The following is a 21,750-nucleotide window of genomic DNA, read 5'->3' on the forward strand; positions in this document are numbered from 1 at the left end:
ATAGAAAATCCCGTTTTATTAATTTAAAACGGGATTTTTGTTTAAAAATTATTTTGCTCAATAAATATATTTTGTAAGATTTTTTTGTATTTTTGAAATCCAATCGATATACAAATAAATTAATGAAATATAGCAGAATATCAATTCGAACCTTGTTAATCATACTATGCTTTTTTAGTAAATTAAGCACTGTGTTTGCTCAAAGCAACAATAACGAATCAATATACAATTGGTTTGACAAAACAATTGGTAAAGAAACTCTAGGTGTAAATAATGGCGTAATACATACCAATTATGATCGAACACTAAATGGCCAAAATCGTTATTTCGATTCTAACAAATTCATAATTGGCAATGTAAATTATGACGCTCAAGATTATTTTAATGTGAATTTAAAATATGATATTTACAATAATGAATTAGTCTTAAAACCTCACGGAGAATCAGATTATATAAATATAAACCTTACAAAAGAAAAAGTAAAAACATTTACAATATACAATACGAAGTTTATTAATTTAAACCTTGAATTGCCACAAGGATTTTCAAAAGGTTATTATGAAGAAAACTTAACAAGCAAATCCTTTATTTTTTACATAAAGCACTATAAAGAAAAAAAGGAGTTATTAAAAGAACGTGGCGCATTTATAGAATATTTTTATAAAAATGAATTTATTCTGTTTTCCGAAAATAAATTCAATAAAATAAATTCTAAAAGCGAAATCCTTAAGCTATTCCCTAATCACAAAAACGAAATATCTAATTTCCACAAAACTTACAGGGATTTAAAAAAAGAGAATGAATTGAAATTCATGAAAAATTTAATGACCTATATTAATAATTTACTACAAAACAACTCAACTAAATAATGAGGAAACTTACAATACTCTTACTACTATTGATTTTTAATCAATTAATTTATTCTCAATACAAAACTGAACTAATTACTATTGAATACAGTAACATTAGCAAAATAGATGTTATTAACAAGATAGAAGCTATTTCTAATTACAAATTTTATTATCAAGAAGATTGGATTAACGAAAATGTCCTAATATCTGGGAATCATAAAGACAAGACTATAAAGGAAATTTTAACGGCTGTTTTTGAAGATACAAACATTAATTTTTTTATTGATAAAAATAAAATCATACTAACAAGAAATAGTATTATTTACGACAAATTACCAGACAATTACTTTGGAAACAAAGCTCCCGATTCAAATACCATAGTAAAAGCAGCAAACCCAATCTTTTTCCAACAATATGATTCGATAAAAAATACCAAATCAACAAACACTGATCCAATAACATTAGTAGGAAAAGAAACAGCAAATTCAGTAGCTGACCTATACTCCCTTTCTGGATATATAAAAAATGGTAAAAATGATGAACCAATCTCAGACATCACTGTCAAAAGCGGAAAAACCAGTGTTAGCACAGATAAAGACGGTTATTATACTTTACAACTTCCATATGGGATGAATGTCATTGAGACGCAATCATTAAGCTATACGAAAGCATCAAGAAAAATAATGATTTATAGTAATGGTAAACTAAACATAACCGTTTCTGAAAAAGCAAATCAGCTAAACGAAGTAGTAATACGAGGAAAAAGAAAGCAAAATTTAAGAACTGCTGTTACTGGAGTTACAACCATTGAAGCCGAAGGAATAAAAAACATTCCATTAGTTTTAGGAGAAAGAGATGTACTAAAAGTAGCATTAACAATTCCTGGAATAAAAACTGCAGGAGAAGGTTCGGCAGGATTTAATGTTAGAGGAGGAAAAGAAGATCAGAACCTAATACTTCTAGACAACGGAACTATATATAATCCCTCGCATTTTTTCGGATTCTTTTCTGCAATAAACCCATATACGATTAGCAAAGTAGATATTTACAAAGGTAGTATTCCGTCTGAATTTGGAGGAAGATTATCTTCCGTGTTTGACATAACATCAAAAAGCGGAAACTTAACAAAATTTTCTGGTGAAGGAGGAATAGGACCTGTTACGAGCAACATAACCTTATCAACACCTATCATCAAAGAAAAATCTAGCCTCCTTATAGGTGGAAGAGCTACTTATTCTGGATGGATTTTAAAAAGTCTAAAAGATGAAAAATTAAAGAATAGTAAAGCTTCTTTTTATGATTTATTTGCAAAATACAATCATAAAATAAATAAAAACAATTCGCTCGAAACTACTTTATATTATAGTAAAGATGCCTTTAGCATCACGTCCGATTCTTTATATAAATACAGCAACAGATTAGGATCTTTAAAATGGAAACACACCTTTAATGATAAAAACAAAGGAGAATTAATCATTACAAATAGTGAATACAAATTTAATATCGATTACGATTCGAACAACCTAAATGCCTTTGATTTTGGTTTCAAAATAAATGAATCTCAAGCAATGCTTAAGCTTAACTATACTCTTAATGACAAACACAAATTCACTTATGGCGTTTCGAGTAAATTATACAACATTAACCCAGGTAATTTCAGCGCAAAAGACCCAAATTCTCTATTAATTCCTGTTAATATTGACAAAGAAAAAGGATTAGAATCTGCAGCTTTTGTTTCAGATAATTATAAAATTACAAAAAAACTACTATTAGATGTTGGCATAAGATACTCTGTATTTATGGCTTTAGGAAAGTCGACACAAAAAATTTATCAAGAAGGAGTACCGCTAAGCGACGCTACAGTTATAGACGAAAAAGAATTTGGGAACAACGAAACAATAAATACATCAAGTGGATTTGAACCTAGATTAGCATTAAGATATATGATAACCGAAGATTTTTCTGTAAAAGCCGGTTATGATAAAACGTTTCAATATATTCATTTATTATCAAGTAACACGACACAATCCCCAACAGACACTTGGAAATTATCTGATTTGAATGTAAAACCACAAAACGGGCAACAATTTTCATTAGGATTATTTAAAAACATAGACTACGAAGATTTAGAATTAAGTGCCGAAGGATATTATAAGAAATCTAATAATATTCTAGACTATAAAGTTGGTGCAAATTTACTTTTGAACGAAAATCTAGAAACAGAATTATTGCAAGGCGAAGGCAAATCATACGGGGTAGAATTATTAGTCAAAAAAGCTGAAGGTCGTCTGAATGGATGGATTGGATACACATATTCGAGAGCATTTATAAAATTAGACAGCCAGTTTAATGAAGAAAAAGTAAACAACGGAGAGTTTTTCGCAACAAATTTCGACAAACCGCATGATTTTAGTGCTGTATTAAATTATAAATTCACACATCGTTATAGTTTTTCAGCTAATTTTATATACCAAACAGGAAGACCTATAACATATCCTATTGGAAAATACACTTACGCAAATTCCGAATATACATTGTATAGCGACCGAAATAAATTTAGAATCCCTGATTATTATCGTCTAGACATAGGTATTAATATTGAAGGAAATCATAAACTAAAAAAACTAGCTCATAGTTTCTGGAACATTTCTGTTTATAATGTTTTAGGAAGAAACAATCCGTATTCTGTATATTTTGTAACAAAAGAAGGTCAAGTAAAAGCATACAAGACATCAATCTTTGGAATTCCAGTACCTACAATAACTTATAATTTTAAATTTTAACTAGTTATGAAAAGTATATATTTAAAAATATTCATTCTAAGTACGCTTCTCATATGTATAGCAAGCTGTACAGAACCTTATGCACTTCAAACAAATACGTTTGAAGATGCAGTTGTTGTTGAAGCAACTATAACTAACGAGTTTAAAAAACAAGAAATAAAACTTTCAAGATCCTATCGTTTGGAAGATAATAGACCTGCGTTTGAAGCTGGAGCGACCGTTTACGTAAAAGATGATTTAGGAAATCAATATAATTTTGAAGAAAACAATGGAAAATACATTTCTACTTCAGAATTTCAAACAGCGGCAAACAGAACTTATCAATTATTCATTACTACTAATGATGGAAAATCTTATGCATCGACCATACAAAGTCTAACAACCGATACGCCAATACAAAATATAGTTCCAGAAATTGCAACAAAAGAAGGCGTTCGTGGAGTTCAAATGGCAGTAAAAAGTTTTGACCCTACAAACACATCAAAATATTATAGATATGAATATGAAGAAACCTCAAGAATTACTGCTCCTAAATGGTCTGACTATGAATTAAAATTTAGTACTACTCAATTTTACTGTCCAACATCTAGTTTGATTGGGTTTCCTTACTTATATGTAGTGCCAAAAAACAATGAAATAGGTAAAGTTTGTTATAAAACACAATCATCAACTGATATTATTTTAACGAATACGAATAGTTTATCTGAAGATCGAGTAAATTTCCCTGTAAGGTTTGTTGCATCCTCTGACTATACGATTGCAGAAAGATATTCTATTGAAGTCAAACAATATGTAGAATCTTTCGAATCTTATAGTTTTTATAGTACTCTAAGAAAAATAAGTGGATCAGGTAGTATTTTATCTCAAAACCAACCCGGTTTTATTTACGGTAATATAAAATCGATTACCAACCCAAACGAAAAAGTAATTGGTTTTTTTAATGTTAGTTCTGTATCAAGAAAAAGAATATTCTTTAATTTCGAAGACCTTTTTACAGGAGAACCAAAACCAAAATATTATGATGAATGCGAGGAAGAAATATTTTGTTCAATAAAATTTACTGAACCAGATCCACCATTATATAGTTATTTTGGTGACTGTGCTTCAAACAACGTTCAATGCCCCCCAGGGAGAATACAAGATTACGGCGCTGGGAATGCTCTAAGAACAGCATTAACTCTAAATAGAAGAATATATTATAATGGGATGTACCCAAACTTTACAGTAGTAAAACCTATATGTGGAGATTGTACTCAAGTAGGCGCTAACTTAAAACCAATATTTTGGATAGACTAAAACACATATTTGTCACATTATTGCTGATTACAATTTTCATAAGTTGTACAGAACCTTATGCACTTCAAACAAATACGTTTGAAGATGTTATTGTTGTCGAAGCAACCATAACTAACGAGTTTAAAAAACAAGAAATAAAACTTTCAAGATCCTATCGTTTGGAAGATAATGGACCCGATTTTGAAGCTGGAGCAACTGTTTTCGTGAAAGACGATTTAGGAAATCAATACAATTTTGAAGAAAATGATGGTAAATACATTTCAACTTCAGAATTTGAAGCAATAGCTGGAAGAAATTACCAGTTACATATTACAACTAATGACGGAAAATCATATACTTCAAGTAATGAAAAACTAACTACAGTTTCGCCATTGCAAGAATTAATTCCAGAAGTTGTAGTTAAAGATGGTGTAAAAGGAGTTCAAATAGTTGCAAAAAGTTTTGACCCGAGTAGTACTGCTAAATATTATCGTTATGAATATGAGGAAACATATAAAATAATAGCTCCAAAATGGACATATTTAAGAGCAAATGCGTTAGTTTTTTCACCGCCTCGAACTGGCGCGGGTGTAGTAACAGGATATGTTGAATTAATACCTAGAACTGAAGAAGCACGGGTATGCTACACATCGAAAACTAGTAAAAATATTATTCTTACAAACACTTCAAATCTATCGGAAGATCGCGTTATTCTACCAACGAGATTCATTAGTAGTAAGGATTATATAATTATGAATAGATATAGTATTTTGGTAAAGCAATATGTAGAAAATCTTGCTTCCTATACATATCATCAAACACTAAAGAAATTGTCAAATTCAGACAGTACATTATCTCAAAATCAGCCTGGTTTTATAACATCCAATGTAGTTTCTACTTCAAATCTAAAAGAAAAAGTTTTAGGTTATTTTAGTGTGAATTCGTACTCTGAAAAGAGAGTTTTTTTTAATTTTCAAGATATATTCCCCTCAGAAGCGATTCCCTTGTATCCATACGATTGTCCAGATCCAATACCAGGAGATCGCGAAAACGAATTTTATTTCAAATATTGTTTCGATCCAGCACCAGATTGTGCTGCTGTTAATATTTTAGATCTATTGATGAAAAGAAAAAGTGTTTACTATTCAGGATATCCAGGCATTGGCACAATACCCAGTGGGGGTCTGGGTGGGCCAGCACCAACACTGCTTTTATATCCTATTCAATGTGGAGACTGCACTTCTTTTTCTAACAACATAAAACCAATATTTTGGATAGACTAAAACGCATATTTGTCGCATTGTTGTTTACTACAATTTTAATAAGCTGCACAGAACCTTATGCACTTCAAACAAATACGTTTGAAGACGTAATTCTAGTTGAAGCAACCATAACTAACGAGTTTAAAAAACAAGAAATAAAACTCTCAAGAACCTATCGTTTTGAAGATAATGGTCCTGAGTATGAAGCTGGAGCAACTGTTTTAGTAAAAGATGATTTAGGAAATCAATATAATTTTTGGGAAAACAATGGTAAATACCTTTCAACTTCAGAATTTCAAGCAGCAGCAAACAGAACTTATCAATTATTCATTACTACTAATGATGGGAAATCTTATGCATCGACCATTCAGAATCTAACAACCGATACTCCAATACAGGATTTAGTTCCAGAAGTAACTACTAAAGAAGGACTTCGTGGCGTGCAAATTGCTGTAAAAAGTTTTGACCCCACAAACACATCAAAATATTACAGATATGAATATGAAGAAACCAATAGAATTACCGCTCCTAAATGGTCTGATTATGACTTAAAATTTAATTATAGCATAATGTTCTGTGGAGCACCAAATTTTCCTGGATTTCCATCGATAGATAGAGTAGCAAAAGGTAACGAAATAGGCAAAATTTGTTATAAAACAGAATCATCAACAGATATCATTTTAACAAGCACCAATAATTTATCCGAAGACAGAGTGAATTTCCCTGTAAGATTTATTAGCCAATCAGATTATACCATTGCAGAGCGATACAGCATTTTAGTTACACAATATGTGCAATCATTTCAATCTTTTAGTTTTTACAATACCTTAAAAAAAGTTAGTGGCTCAGGAAGTGTTTTGTCTCAAAACCAACCAGGTTTTATTTACGGGAATATAAAATCGACCACCAATCCGAACGAGAAAGTAATTGGTTTTTTCGATGTAAGTTCCGTATCTAAAAAACGTGTGTTTTTTAATTATAATGAGATTTTCCCTGGTGAACCTACACCAACATATTATGACCAATGCGAAGAGTTCATATATTGTCAACATAGATTTGTAGACTTACCTGGTGTGCCCACATATTGCCCTTGCACTTCCGATTCCCCTCTCTGTGTAGGGAGTCTAGGTTTAGCAGCTGGCCCGGGACGAGAATTAAGAGATGTAATACCGGACAAACAAATGATTTTCTATAATAACACAGCGGATATAGTAAATGAATTCATTATGGTAAAACCCATTTGTGGAGATTGCACAAAAGTAGGCGCTAACTTAAAACCAATATTTTGGATAGACTAAAACACATAATCGTAATTGCTTCTTTATTTATTTATAATCAAGCGACATTGGCTCAAAACAAGTATTCAATAAGCGAACTAAATGCTATTGATAAAAAGATTAATGAATCCATTTTCATTAGCACAAACACCAATACCTTTTTAACAGGTGAGAATTTGCTGTATAAATTATTTTGTCTCAATAATAGTTCAAACGCTGTTTCTACCTTTAGCAAAATTGCATATATCGAACTCGTAGACAGCAATAAGAAAAGTATATTCACACAGAAATTGTTTTTAGAAAAAGGAATAGCAAGCGGAGATTTTTTTATACCTACAACCCTAGAAACTGGAAATTACAAACTAGTTGGCTACACTAGTTGGATGCTAAACAAATCTAATCCTGATTATTTTAGTATTGATATTTCTATTATAAATCCTTATCAAACTCCTACTAAGAACATAACAAATACAACTCAAGAAAATAATATTACTGACACCAAAAAAGCTTCGATAGAAACTACCAATAATTTTTCTGTTGTTACAAATAAAAAAATGTTTTCAAACAGAGAAACTGTAACCTTAAACATTAAACCAAACACAACAAATGAATCTCTAAAAGGCAATTTCTCCGTTTCCGTCAGAAAATTAGATACATTTTCATCAAAAAATAAATTAAACATTAATGAATTTATAGCCTCTAAAAAGGCTACGAATATCGAGAGTAACTATAATCTTGAGCATTTTATAATTCCAGAACTTCGAGGTGAAATTATTTCTGGAAAAATAATCTCAAAATCAGGCACAAATAATATCGAAAATAAAAACATTTCACTTTCAATACCTGGAAAAAATTATGCTTTTGAAATTACCAAAACAAATAAAAAGGGCGAATTTATATTTAACCTAGAAAAATCTTTCCCTAGTGCCAATATAATTATTCAAATTATCGAATCTGATAAAGAAAATTATAAAATTGAAATTAACAAAGTTCCATCTCCAAATTATTCTTCATTAACATTTAATGAATTCCAACTAAATCCTGAACTTCAAAATCTTATTGAAGAAAAAGCAGTTGCCAGTCAAATTGAAAATGCATATTATGAAAATAAAAAGGATAGTTTAATTCCCATAAAAGACGCAAAAACATTTTATGATCCTTTATCAACTGAATATATTCTTAATGATTATACTAGATTCCCAACACTCAAAGAAACCGTTATAGAAGTTGTCGAAGGAATGTATTTTAAAACCGAGAATAAAATTTACAGCTTACATTTAAGAGATTTCGACCTAAACAATAAATTAGACATTCCCGCATTAGTAATAGTAGACGGCTTAATAATTCAAGACATTAATGAACTTTTTGCACACAAAGCAGATCTTTTTTATAAAATATCGCTTATAAAAGGTGGATATTACTTTGGCTCAAAATTATACAACGGACTCATCTCTTTTACAACAAAACAATATGATTACGACAGTAAACTAAGTGGCGATTTTATAATAAAACCTGAAATCCTGAGACCTCTTGGCGAAAAAAAATATTTTCAACCAAATTATAGCAATAATAACGCAAATAGAATTCCAGATTACAGATACCAGTTATTGTGGTTGCCTGAAATTAAATTAGAAAATAAAGAACAAACAATATCATTTTTAACATCTGATGTTACGGGTGAATTCGAAATATTGTTAGAAGGAATTTCCGACAACGGAAAACCCATTTACGTCTCAGAAATTATCGAAGTAAAATAAATGTAGAAAATCCCGTTTCATTAGCTTGAAACGGGGTTTTTGTTTTATTTTAATAATTAATTAATCTTTTTGTAACTTTTTGCTCACTCATTACGTATAACCACTTGTACACTTATAACTTTTAAGGGAAACTACAATGAGACAGTTAAAAATTACCAAGCAGGTTACCAATCGTGAAACCGCATCGTTAGACAAATATTTGCAAGAAATTGGAAAAGTAGATTTGATTACTGCCGATGAAGAGGTAGAATTGGCTCAAAGAATAAAAGCTGGAGACCAAGCTGCGTTAGAAAAACTAACAAAAGCCAACTTGCGTTTCGTAGTTTCGGTAGCAAAACAATATCAAAACCAAGGACTAACACTTCCCGATTTAATTAACGAAGGAAATTTAGGTCTAATCAAAGCCGCACAACGTTTTGACGAAACTCGTGGATTCAAATTCATCTCTTATGCCGTTTGGTGGATTCGCCAATCGATTCTTCAAGCATTAGCAGAACAATCACGTATCGTTCGTTTGCCTTTAAACAAAATTGGTTCTATCAATAAAATCAACAAAATGTACGCTTTATTAGAGCAATCTAACGAGCGTCCGCCATCTGCTGAAGAAATTGCAAAAGAGCTAGACATGACTGTAAATGACGTAAAAGAGAGCATGAAAAACTCTGGTCGTCACCTATCTATGGATGCTCCTTTAGTTGAAGGAGAAGATTCTAACCTTTACGACGTTTTGCGTTCTGGAGAATCACCAAATCCTGACAGAGAATTAATTATCGAATCTTTGCGTACAGAAATAGAACGTTCTCTAGAAACATTAACTCCAAGAGAAGCCGATGTAGTTCGTTTATACTTTGGTCTTGCCGACCAGCACCCAATGACGTTAGAAGAAATCGGAGAAACCTTCGATCTTACTCGTGAACGTGTACGTCAAATAAAAGAAAAAGCAATCCGTAGATTAAAACATACCTCAAGAAGTAAAATCTTGAAAACGTATTTAGGTTAATCCTAAAACCGATGACTAACAGTTTGATTAACTGTTCGTTTTTTGATTGATGATTGAAACTCCGGCTGATTACCGGAGTTTTATTTTTTATAATTACCTTTGCACAAACAATATAACTACACAATGAAGAATACACTTATTGCTCCATCAGTACTAGCTGCCGATTTTGCTAACTTACAACGCGACATTGAAATGATTAACAATAGTGAAGCCGACTGGTTTCACATTGATGTAATGGACGGACATTTTGTGCCTAACATATCTTATGGAATGCCTGTAATTGAAGCAATCAAAAAACATGCAACAAAACCACTTGATGTACACTTAATGATTGAAAAACCTGAAAGATACATTGAAGAATTTGCGAAAATTGGTGCCGATATAATTACTGTTCATTATGAGTCAACAATTCATATTCACCGAACACTTACTCAAATTAAAAATGCGGGTTGTAAGGCAGGAGTTGTTTTAAATTTATCTACACCTGTTTCAGTTTTGGAAGATATCCTTTCTGAATGTTATATGGTTTTAATTATGTCTATAAATCCTGGATTTGGTGGACAAAAATTTGAAGAAATAACATACAATAAAGTTAGAAAGCTTCGAAAAATGATTAACGAACAAGGATTAGACACCTTAATTGAAATTGATGGTGGCGTTACCGATAAAAATGCAAAACAATTAGTGGAAGCTGGAGCAAATGTTTTAGTAGCTGGAAGCTATATTTTTAAAGCAGAAAACCCAACACAAACTATTGCTGAATTGAAGAAAATGATACGTTTTTAAAAACTCTCAATAAAAATGCCATTCAAAATTTAATGAATGGCATTTCAATTTATATAAAATAAGGCTATTTAATTATTCCTTGATTAATTTATCTGTAAAAATAGGTCTTCCTTCAAAATCAATAATTTTTACTAAATACATTCCAACTTCAAGATTTGAAACATTAATAGAAAATTCAGAACCATTTTTAATAATATTTTGATTAAGAACCAAAGACCCTTTTAAATCATATATACTTACTGATTTAGCTTGCACTGAAATATTTTCATTCAGTTTAAAATTACAAACATCTCTTACTGGCATTGGATACATTTTAAAACTTGAAGCCAATTCGTTCGAATTTAAACCTAAAGCCGAATCAATTAACTGAAAAGCCATGGCTTTATTAAATGTCGAACCTGCATCAATAAGTCCAGCCCAAGTTGTCGCATTTCTTTGTTTAGCAGTCCAAGAAGGATCACTTTGAGTACCTAAAATTGTAACTGGGGGAACAAATATTGCACCGTCATTTGTTGCATGTACTTGATATTCTAACCAATATGTACCTGCTGTAAGTGAGGTTGAAATTGCTGCATTAAAACGCCATATTTTTCTAGTTGTTCCAGTTGCTGCTGCAACTCTATAAACAAACTCCTCTCCGCTTCCAGCTGCATTCAAAACATTGGTAGTCATATCTCCATAAACCACTGTCGAAGTTCCAAGAGAAGGGTCTCCATTCCAGATTCTAATTCTTAAAACATCAATCGGAACTGTCGCTCCTACATAACCTGTTTGATAACCATAAACATTTACATTAGTTAAGTTCCAAGTCTGACCAACTGGCACCACAAAATCGTCTGCTAAAGCAAGATTGCTAGTTAAAGCATTATTATAAACAGCAGAAAAACCTAAAGTTGTAGCTGGCGTTTGTAATTCTGACCATGTATACCCTACAGGAGCAGCTGTACTAGTTGCAGCATGTGTTACTCCAGTAGATATTGCTCCATTTGAATACAATAACTGAGCATACGAGTTACACGATGTAATTATTATAAAAGTTGTAGAAATAATTTTTAAAGAACTTTTCTTTAAAGATTGAAGAGTAGTTTGTTGTTTCATAAATTTATTTAGATTAAACGTTATTTACAAACATAATTAAGTAAATCACAAAAAAAACAAAAAACCGACTATCTACTTAATTACTCGGCACATAGCGTTATTTACAAAAAACATGTGTTCATGTAGTTTATCATTGTTTTTACTTTATGGAATAACTCCAAAACCAATTATTGAAATTGAGACAGTGTGACAAATAAAAATGCAAAACAATTAGTAAAAGCTGCGCTGATGTTATAGTAGCAGAAAATCCAACACAAACCATTGCTGATTTAAAAAAATCACAACAATATAAAAATAAAAAGCTCCAATATAATATCGGAGCTTTTTATTTAAAACTTAATATTTCCAGCGATTTCCTTCAATGCTACTTCTGATATTTTTGCCTGAAACTTAGCATTACTATTCCTTGCAATCGCATTTACATAATTTTGTTGTGCACTACGGAATTCCAAAGTAGAAATGGTTCCGATTTTGAATTTATCTAAAGTAATTTCCAAATTCTTTTTTGCAATTGCTTCATTATTTTCTTCCAATTTAGACAATTCAAGATTCGTTAAATACGTTTGAAAAGCCATGGCCAATTGTGCGTTTAATGTTTGTGTTTGTTGTTCTAAAGCGATATTAGAATTTTCGATTTGCAGTTTGGCTATTTTCTCATTTCTATGCTGCTGAAACCCATTAAAGATATTCAATGAAGCCGAAACTCCGTAGTTAAAACCTCTGTTTGATGTTTGTGAAGTAAAACCCAAACTCGATTCGGTTTCATTAAACATATAACCCGTATTCAATTTGACTGTTGGATAACGAGTTGCGCGAATTTGCTTTAAATCTAATTCAGCGACTCTTTTGTTAATTAAAGTCAATTGTAATTGTGGATTTTGTTTTGTTGCCAAAGTATTCAAATCCGAAAGCACTAATTTATCATCAATTTCAACTGTTTCAACAATAGTAAAATTAGTCGAAACATCTCGAGCTAAAATCTGGTTCAATTGAATTTTGGTGTTTTCATACAATTCCTTCTGACGTAAAAAAGTCGTCGTATCGGTATTCATATCCACTTGAGCATTCAACACTTCTAACTTCGATGCTTTTCCTATTGTGAATCGGTTTTCGGCCGTTTTCAATCGTTGTTTGGATATTACAATTGTCGTATCCAAAGCTTTCAGTAATTGTTGTTGTTGCACCAAATCGTAATAAGTGGTCATGACATCGCCAACTTTCGTTAAAATCGTCATTTTCAATTCGGCTTCACCTTGTTTTTGCAATTCTTTCAACTGATCGTAACGTGCAAACATTTTAAAACCATCAAAAACAGTCCAGCCCAAAGTCACGCCATAATTCAAACTGTTATTTTTAGCATTATTTAATTCTTGAACTTCACCAGTTGATCTGGTTTGTTTCGAATTTTGAATGTTATTATTTTGAGTTAAAGTAGCATCTAACTTCGGTAACATTCCAGCATTAGCAATACTTACGCCAACCGAATCAATCTTTCCAGCATTGGAAGCAATTCTAATATCGTAATTATTTTTCAATGCAATACTTACTGCATCATCAAGTTTTAAAACTTCTTGCGCCTGAATTACTGTTGAAACAGCAATTAAAATCAGTAACTGAAAAAAGATTTTATAGTTCATATATTTATTCTTTTTCATACTCATTAATATGGTCAAATTCTGGTCGGTGTTTTTTCTCTCTCGACCACATTAAATAAATAGCGGGAATCACGTATAACGTTAGCATCAATGAAAATAAGGTTCCGCCAACAATTACAACTCCCATTCCTATTCTACTCGTTGATGCCGCTCCCAACGACAAAGCAATTGGAAGTGCTCCAAGCGCAATCGCCAAACTAGTCATTAAAATAGGTCTTAAACGGGATTCCGAAGCTTCTAAAATCGCTTCAAATTTAGGTCTGCCCTGCTCTCGTAATTGATTGGCAAATTCAACAATCAAAATACCGTTTTTGGTCACCAAACCAATTAACATAATGGTTCCAATCTGGCTAAAAATATTCCAGGTTTGACCAAATAACCATAATGAAAATAAAGCTCCAGCAACTGCCATTGGCACGGTTAAAATAATAATAAACGGATCGATAAAACTTTCAAATTGTGCTGCCAGAATTAAGAAAATCAGCAACAAAGCCAATCCGAATGCGAAAGAAGTATTGGAACTACTTTCTACAAAATCTCGAGATTCTCCACTTAAATCAGTAGTAAAAGTATCATCTAGCACCTTTTCTTTAATACGTTCCATGGCTTCAATTCCGTCGCTAATGCTTTTTCCTGGAGCCAATCCTGCAGAAATAGTTGCCGACATATATCTGTTACTATGGTACAATTGTGGCGGACTGCTTTGTTCTTCGACCGTTACAACATTATCTAACTGAATTAATTGTCCGTTTTTGTTTTTTACAAAAATTGAGGTCAAATCCATAGGTGCATTTCTATCTTTCTTATCAAATTGCCCCATAATCTGATATTGTTTTCCGTTTCTCATGAAATAACCAAAACGTTGTCCGCTAAAAGAAAGTTGTAATGTTTGCGCTACATCAATCACAGAAACGCCTAAACTTTGTGCTTTTTCTCTATCGATTGTTACATAAATTTCAGGCTTATTGAATTTTAAATTAACATCAGTATTAGAGAACGTTGGATCTTCGGAAGCTTCGTCCATAAACTGAGGGATTTTCTCTTCCAATTTCTTAAAATTTGGAGCCTGAATAATGTATTGAATTGGCAATCCTCCTCTTCTATTTACAGCTATTGTTGGCGATTCGGAAACAGAAACTTTAGCTTCAGAATATTGTTTGGTCCACTTGGTTAATTTATCGGCAATTTCTTTTTGTGATTTTTCTCTTTCATTTGGCTGAACCAATGCAATACGAGCTCTACCGTTATTTACTGCTGAGGAACCAAATCCGGGCGATGTAATAATTAAACTTACTTTTTTCTCGGGAATGGAGTCGTTAATCAATTCTGTTAATTCAGTCATAAAACGATCCATATAATCGTATGAAGCGCCTTCTGGAGCGGTTACATTTACTCCGATAAAACTTCGGTCATCGTAAGGAGCAGTTTCTTTTTGAATGATATTGAAAAACAAATAAATCAGTCCAAAACAAGCAATTAATATCGGAAAACTCAACCACTTTTTCTTCATAAAAGCATTAAGCGTACTCGCATAAGTGGCATTCATTTTTTGAAAAAACGGTTCAGTTAAATTATAAAATTTTGATTTTTTTTGTTCGCCACCTTTCATCAAATAGGCATTTAACATTGGTGTTAAAGTCAAGGATACAAAAGCAGAAATTAATACTGCAGCTCCAATCACGACTCCAAACTCTCGAAACAATCTTCCTACAAAACCTTCCAAGAAAATTACTGGTAAAAAAACGGCAGCCAGTGTTATGGAAATTGAAATTACGGCGAAGAAAATCTCGTTCGATCCTTTGATTGCCGCTTCAATGGGCGACATTCCTTCTTCTACTTTTTTGAAAATATTTTCGGTGACGACAATTCCGTCATCAACCACCAAACCAGTTGCTAAAACGATAGCCAAAAGCGTCAGTACATTTACCGAAAATCCACACAAATACATGATAAAAAATGTGGCAATTAATGACACTGGAATATCAATTAACGGTCGGAAAGCGATAGCCCAATCTCTAAAGAAAAGATAGATAATCAATACTACTAAAATAATTGATAATAATAGGGTTTCTGCCACTTCAACGACAGCTTTTTCAACAAAAACAGTATTATCGATAGCAATATTTAATTTGAAATCTTTGGGTAAATCCTTTTTTAATTGGTCGTATTGTTTGTAAAATGCATCGGCTATATCCAAATAATTAGTACCTGGTTGTGGGATAATCGCCAAACCAACCATAGGTTGTCCAGAATCTGACAATTTCGTTTCTAAATTTTCGGCTTCCAAAGTTGCTTTTCCGATATCACTCAATCGAACGATTTTATCACCTTCAGCACGAATAATTATGTTATTAAATTCCTCTTCTGTAGAAAGATTTCCAACGGTTTTAACACTCAATTCTGTATTTGCACCCGTTAATTTCCCTGAAGGCAATTCTACATTTTGTTTGTTCAATGCTTCTCGAACTTCAGCAACAGTACAGCCGTAAGAAGCTAATTTCGCTGGATCAATCCACAAACGCATGGCGTATTTTCGTTGGCCCCAAATCTGGACGCTACTCACACCCGGAATAGTTTGCAAACGTTGCGCAATAACATTATCGGCATAATCAGAAAGTTCTAAAACGTTTTTGTTATCACTCTGAACGGTCATCGTAATAATTGGTTCTGAATCGGCATCAGCTTTTGAAACTACTGGTGGAGCATCGATATCCTGCGGTAAACTTCGAACGGCTTGAGATACTTTATCACGAACATCATTTGCGGCTTCTTCTAGATTTTTATCCAGATTAAACTCGATACTAATATTGCTACTTCCCTGATTACTTGAAGAACTGATATTTCGAATTCCGTCGATAGAATTGATGGCTTTTTCAAGTGGTTCGGTAATTTGAGATTCGATAATATCAGCATTCGCACCTGAATAACTTGTTCTCACCGAAATTTGTGCCGGATCAATCGATGGGAATTCACGAACGCCCAAATAAGTGTAGCCAATAATACCGAAAAGTATCAACATCAAGTTGAGTACAATCGTTAAAACGGGTCTTTTTATACTTAATGTGGATAAACTCATGGTTTTGGGATTTAAAGTTTATCTTTTTTAATACTGACTTTTACTGGCGAATCATCTTTTAAGGTCATAACACCACTAGTTAAAACGGTATCTCCAGCTTTTAATCCAGAAAGAATCAAGATATTCTTATCGGTTCTGGCTCCGGTTTCTACCATAATTTCTTTGGCTTTTCCATGAATAGAAACAAATATTTTTTTCCCGTTTTGAACCGGAATAAGCGCTTCTGTTGGAACCAATAAAGCATCGTTAATATTTTCTAAGGGCAAAGCCACATTAGCAAATGTTCCTGGAATTAATTTTCCTTCCGAATTTTGAGCAATCGCTCGCATTTGCAATGTTCGTGTGGTTACATCAATTTGTGGTTCGATGGCGTAAATTTTTGCTGTATAAGTTTCTTTAGAACCTGCAACAGTAAATGATAACGGTGAATTCACCTTCATTTTAGTAGCATATTTCTCTGGGATTGAAAATGTGATTTTTACTTGATTGGTGTTGACTAAATTAGCTATAACTGTTGTTGATGTTACATACGTTCCTTTAGAAATAGAACGCAATCCAATTTTTCCGGAAAAAGGAGCACGAACGGTTGTTTTGGCAATTTGTGCTTGAATTAACTGAGTTTGTGCTTGTGCAGAACGAAAATCAGCATTTGAAACATCGTATTCTTCCTGACTAATCGCTTCTTTTTGAAGTAAAAGCTTGGCTCTCCTTTCGTTTTCTGAGGCTAAAGTTTGTTTCGTTCTGGCTTGTGAAAGTTGTGCTCTTAACTCAATGTCATTAATCTTGAAAAGCATTTGCCCTTTGCTCACAAAGGTTCCTTCGTCAAAATTAATGCTTTCAACAACACCCGAAACTTCACTGCGAACTTCAATTTGTTCATTAGCATCAATAGAACCAGAAAGTGAAAGATTATCTGAGAAGACTTGGGGTTTTAGAACCATTCCGGTTACTTTGGCTGGTTTTTTATCTCCGCCACCTTTTCCTTTTCCGCCTTCGTCGCTTTTGTCTTTATTTTCTGAAATGCGGTAAAAAATCATTCCGCCTAATAGGATTGCTAATAGTAAGAGTACAATATTTTTTAATTTCATAATGGCTATATGTAGTGTTATTACAATCTGTAAATTATAACAAAACTAATTTTTAATATCCATTTATCTAAATGATTGCGGTTTATTTAACATGAATTTAGAAGTTTATAAAGAGTGATAAGTTCCCTAATGTTTATTATTTAACATTTTACCTACATTACTATAAAGTTGCGGAAATTCTTGCTCAAACAAATCGGGTGATTCAAAATAATACTCTAAAATAACTGCTAAAAACTCAAACTGATTAGTGTAAGCATAAATTCTAAAATATTCTGAATTGATTAATTTCTCTCTATTTACAGGATGATTTACTTCTTTCTGAATTTGATTGTACATTCTTGAAAAAATTACGGCACTAGCATCATCGCTCTTCAACCCGTGAAAATGCAAAACATGTGCAAATTCATGAATTCCTAGATTTAAATTATCATTAGTAATTTCGAAACCTTCTTTAAAATCGTGCCAAGAAAAAACAATTGCCCTCATTCTTGGATTGAATTCTCCCTTGTGATAGACCTCTCCAATTGTTGAATAATATTCCTTTGGATATACTATTATTTTATCAATATTAGAATATAAATAGTTTCGCATTCCAAAAGTTAACATAACTGACGTTGAAGCTATTAAAATTCTCACTTCATCTGTAATTACAAACCCTTCATTTCCAATGAATTTATATTTTTTTATAAAAGTAGCTACTCGATGTTCAAAATATTTTTTTTTATTATCCGGAAGTGTGTTGTAATAATTAAATTGTTTCTTTAAAATATAAAACTGATTAGCCGATAATGACTTTACATTAGGGTAAAAATGAACATAAAAAGGTTTATTAAACAACAAACCGTAATTATCCTCTGCTACTGTGTAGATAAAAGCAATAAAAAGAGCAACAGCAGGAGTAAATAAAATTAATAAAATAATTATCATAAAAATTGTTGCTTGTTTTATTCCAAAACACTAAAATGTGACCACGGCAGGGTTCGAACCTGCAACCAACGGAGCCGAAATCCGTCATTCTATCCAGTTGAACTACGCGGCCAGTTTTTAGATTATTAGACTTCTTAGATTTTTAGACAACTTAAACAGTTGCTAAAATCTAAGAAGTCTAATGTTATCTAATTTATCTAAACTAATAGTTTCTTAACAATACTAGAGATTGTTTTTCCTTCGGCTTGACCGCCAATTTGTCCTGATGCTAATCCCATTACTTTTCCCATTGATGCGATTCCAGAAGCTCCGGTTTCGGCAATGATTTTTGCAATAATTGCTTCTACTTCTGCTTCTGATAGTTGTACTGGCAAGAATTTTTCGATGACTGCGATTTGTGCTAATTCTGGCTCAGCAAGGTCTGGACGGTTTTGTTCTGCAAAAATAGTAGCGCTGTCTTTACGCATTTTTACTAATTTTTGTAGAATTTTTATTTCGTCTGCTTCAGTGATTTCTTCTTTACTTCCTGTTGCGGTTTGTGCTAGTAATATTTCCGATTTGATGGCGCGAAGTGCTTCTAGTGCAACGGTGTCTTTTGCACGCATTGCTGTTTTCATTTCGTCCATGATGTGTGTTGATAAGCTCATATTTTGTGTATTTGTTGATTCGTTTATTTGGTTATTTGGTTATTTGGTTATTTGGTTATTTGATAGCAAAAGGTAAAATGATTTACTATTTAGCCCCGATTGAAGTGAAAATCTTTTTTCTATACCTGACAGGTTTTAAAAACCTGTCAGGTATAGAAAAAAGATTGCAACGAAAAGCGGGAAAATGGCTAGCAAAAATAGACCAAGCCATTCGCTTCAAATATCTTGCGCAAAGATAAAAAAATAACCCGAAAAATCATAAGAATTTTCGGGCTACAAGGGTTTGGTTTGAGTTAGTTAATCGACGTTGTCGTGAAGGAACGAATTGTTTGATCGCAACTGTATATCGTCGTTACTATCTGTTCCTAGTGACATGCGCGATCTGCTATTGTCTATCGAATTGTTCGAAATATCGATTCCCATGCGTTTGTATGCTGGTTCTTTTTCGAACTCATCTACTTTTGATGCGTTATTGTGAAACTTATAATTGAATTCTTTCATCTTGCGACGACGTTCTTCGGCTCTCATTCGCAATGAATCCTCGATAGACATGTCTAACGGAGAAATTTCGTTTGCTGTATTTTGAGTCGCATATTGTGGCGCGATATCTACTTGCGTCATCGTTATGTTTAACTCGGTTGGAATGGTTTCTGCAATTACTTCTACTTTTTTAGCTTCGAATAATTGGTTTTCGATTTCCATGTATTCTTCGAGCGAATGTTTGATAACTCCATTTTGAGTTACTTCGGTCATTGGCACAAATTCTACCGCTTCGTTTACTTTTATGTCTTTTATTTCGTTTGTTAAATCGAATATCAACCTATCAGTATTTACTGTTTCGGGCGCTTTTTGTATTGGCAAATCGAACGTAAATGTGATTTGTTCTGGTTCGTTTACTACAAATTGCGGATCGATTACTTCGATTTCTTTTACTTCTGGTGAAGTGAAATAAAAGTCATTGACATCGATTGCTTTTGATGAAACTACTTCAAAAGTAACGTCCAAATTTTTGATTAATTCTGTTGTTGGCACTAAATCCATTGTGAAATAAGTTTCAACAGGATTTGGCAATTCTTCTTCTAAAGAAAATACTATTTTTTCTTCAACAACAGGAGTTTCAATAATTTTCGGCACTTCCGAAACTACATTTGACGAAAAATCGAATCCTTGCGCTTCGTATTTTTGTGTTAAATCACGAACAATTTTTTGGTCGTCTTCTAACGCATGAATTATTTTTTTAGGTTCTGTATTTACAATTTCTGCTTGTTGCTCTACACAAAATCCAGTAGCAATAATGGTTACCGCGATTTTATCTCCAAGTTCTTCTTCTTCTCCAACTCCCATAATAATATTGGCGTTGTGTCCTGCTTCAGCTTGAATGTAATCGTTTATTTCTCCTATCTCATCGATAGTGATTTCGTTAGTTCCAGAAACGATAAGCAACAATACGTTTTTGGCTCCAGCAATTTTATTATCATTTAAAAGTGGTGAATCTAATGCAGAAACAATCGCTTCTTTAGCTCTGTTTTCGCCTTCGGCAGTGGCAGAACCCATGATTGCTGTTCCTGAATTAGACAATACCGTTTTAGCATCTTTTAAATCGATATTTTGCGTGTAGTGGTGTGTGATTACTTCAGCAATTCCGCGTGATGCAGTTGCCAAAACTTCGTCCGCTTTAGAAAACCCAGCTTTGAAACCTAAATTTCCGTACACTTCTCTCAATTTATTATTATTGATAACAATAAGTGAATCGACTTGTTTTCTCAATTTTTCGACACCCAAAAGTGCTTGTTCGATACGTACTTTTCCTTCAAATTGAAATGGAATTGTTACGATACCAACAGTTAAGATATCTCTTTCTTTTGCCAATTGTGCAATAACTGGCGCAGCACCTGTTCCTGTTCCTCCACCCATTCCTGCGGTGATAAAAACCATTTTGGTGTTGCTGTCTAGCATTTTTTCGATTTCGGCAATGCTTTCTATTGCTGATTGCTGCCCCACTTCTGGGTTTGCTCCCGCTCCTAATCCTTCGGTTAGGTTTACACCCAACTGGATTTTATTAGGCACAGCACTGTTCTCGAGCGCTTGCGAGTCGGTATTACAAACGATAAAGTCGACACCTTTTATCCCTTGCTTAAACATGTGGTTTATTGCGTTGCTTCCGCCTCCGCCTACACCAATTACTTTAATTACATTTGATTGGTTTTTTGGTAAATCAAATGAAATACTTCCAAATTCTGAGTTGCTTTCCATACTATTGGTTTTTAT

Annotated in this window: 15 protein-coding genes and 1 tRNA gene; 8 read left to right on the top strand and 8 right to left on the bottom strand. The window is 32.8% G+C overall.

Going from position 1 to position 21,750, the window contains the following annotated elements:
- The first annotated feature begins 122 nt into the window (after positions 1-122).
- The 8 genes from BM053_RS02200 (at position 123) to rpe (ending at position 10,991) form a co-directional block, all read left to right on the top strand.
- A complete protein-coding gene (locus tag BM053_RS02200) occupies positions 123-869 on the top strand; it encodes a hypothetical protein (protein ID WP_143076453.1) in 747 nt (248 codons plus the stop codon).
- Entirely contained in the window at positions 869-3,634 is a 2,766-nt protein-coding gene (locus tag BM053_RS02205) for a TonB-dependent receptor (protein WP_091473520.1), read from the top strand. The genes BM053_RS02200 and BM053_RS02205 overlap by 1 nt, the downstream gene beginning before the upstream one ends.
- A gap of 6 nt (positions 3,635-3,640) precedes the next feature.
- The gene (locus BM053_RS02210; protein ID WP_091473521.1) at positions 3,641-4,930 is read left to right on the top strand and encodes a DUF4249 domain-containing protein; all 1,290 of its coding nucleotides are present in this window, start codon (positions 3,641-3,643) and stop codon (positions 4,928-4,930) included.
- Positions 4,918-6,192 (top strand): DUF4249 domain-containing protein, encoded by a 1,275-nt coding sequence (locus tag BM053_RS02215; protein WP_167357267.1) that lies wholly within the window; start codon positions 4,918-4,920, stop codon positions 6,190-6,192. Before BM053_RS02210 ends, BM053_RS02215 begins: the two co-directional genes overlap by 13 nt.
- A complete protein-coding gene (locus BM053_RS02220) occupies positions 6,180-7,469 on the top strand; it encodes a DUF4249 domain-containing protein (protein WP_244148498.1) in 1,290 nt (429 codons plus the stop codon). The genes BM053_RS02215 and BM053_RS02220 overlap by 13 nt, the downstream gene beginning before the upstream one ends.
- Positions 7,457-9,205, top strand: a complete 1,749-nt coding sequence (locus BM053_RS02225; protein ID WP_091473527.1) for a hypothetical protein — start codon at positions 7,457-7,459, stop codon at positions 9,203-9,205. The genes BM053_RS02220 and BM053_RS02225 overlap by 13 nt, the downstream gene beginning before the upstream one ends.
- A 136-nt stretch (positions 9,206-9,341) precedes the next feature.
- Positions 9,342-10,205 (top strand): sigma-70 family RNA polymerase sigma factor, encoded by an 864-nt coding sequence (locus tag BM053_RS02230; protein WP_091473528.1) that lies wholly within the window; start codon positions 9,342-9,344, stop codon positions 10,203-10,205.
- 123 nt (positions 10,206-10,328) lie between these two features.
- Positions 10,329-10,991 (top strand): ribulose-phosphate 3-epimerase, encoded by a 663-nt coding sequence (rpe, locus tag BM053_RS02235; RefSeq protein ID WP_091473530.1) that lies wholly within the window; start codon positions 10,329-10,331, stop codon positions 10,989-10,991.
- 72 nt (positions 10,992-11,063) lie between these two features.
- Here the strand turns inward: rpe and BM053_RS02240 are convergent, their stop codons facing one another.
- The 8 genes from BM053_RS02240 to ftsZ form a co-directional block, all read right to left on the bottom strand.
- Positions 11,064-12,089 (bottom strand): T9SS type A sorting domain-containing protein, encoded by a 1,026-nt coding sequence (locus BM053_RS02240; protein ID WP_091473533.1) that lies wholly within the window; start codon positions 12,087-12,089, stop codon positions 11,064-11,066.
- Between the two features lie 329 nt (positions 12,090-12,418).
- Complete coding sequence (locus tag BM053_RS02245) at positions 12,419-13,726, bottom strand: TolC family protein (protein WP_091473748.1); 1,308 nt, start codon at positions 13,724-13,726, stop codon at positions 12,419-12,421.
- Positions 13,727-13,730: 4 nt separating this feature from the next.
- Complete coding sequence (locus tag BM053_RS02250) at positions 13,731-16,820, bottom strand: efflux RND transporter permease subunit (protein WP_091473534.1); 3,090 nt, start codon at positions 16,818-16,820, stop codon at positions 13,731-13,733.
- A gap of 11 nt (positions 16,821-16,831) precedes the next feature.
- Positions 16,832-17,908 (bottom strand): efflux RND transporter periplasmic adaptor subunit, encoded by a 1,077-nt coding sequence (locus BM053_RS02255; protein WP_091473536.1) that lies wholly within the window; start codon positions 17,906-17,908, stop codon positions 16,832-16,834.
- Between the two features lie 126 nt (positions 17,909-18,034).
- Positions 18,035-18,835 carry a zinc-dependent peptidase gene (locus BM053_RS02260; protein ID WP_091473537.1) on the bottom strand — a complete coding sequence of 267 codons (801 nt, stop codon included), beginning with the start codon at positions 18,833-18,835 and terminating at the stop codon, positions 18,035-18,037.
- Positions 18,836-18,873: 38 nt separating this feature from the next.
- A tRNA-Arg gene (locus tag BM053_RS02265) sits at positions 18,874-18,947 on the bottom strand.
- Between the two features lie 85 nt (positions 18,948-19,032).
- Positions 19,033-19,482 carry a GatB/YqeY domain-containing protein gene (locus BM053_RS02270; RefSeq protein WP_091473540.1) on the bottom strand — a complete coding sequence of 150 codons (450 nt, stop codon included), beginning with the start codon at positions 19,480-19,482 and terminating at the stop codon, positions 19,033-19,035.
- Positions 19,483-19,779: 297 nt separating this feature from the next.
- Entirely contained in the window at positions 19,780-21,735 is a 1,956-nt protein-coding gene (gene ftsZ / locus BM053_RS02280; protein ID WP_091473544.1) for a cell division protein FtsZ, read from the bottom strand.
- Positions 21,736-21,750: the final 15 nt, after the last annotated feature.

This window comes from Flavobacterium swingsii (assembly GCF_900111965.1).
Lineage (GTDB): Bacteria > Bacteroidota > Bacteroidia > Flavobacteriales > Flavobacteriaceae > Flavobacterium > Flavobacterium swingsii.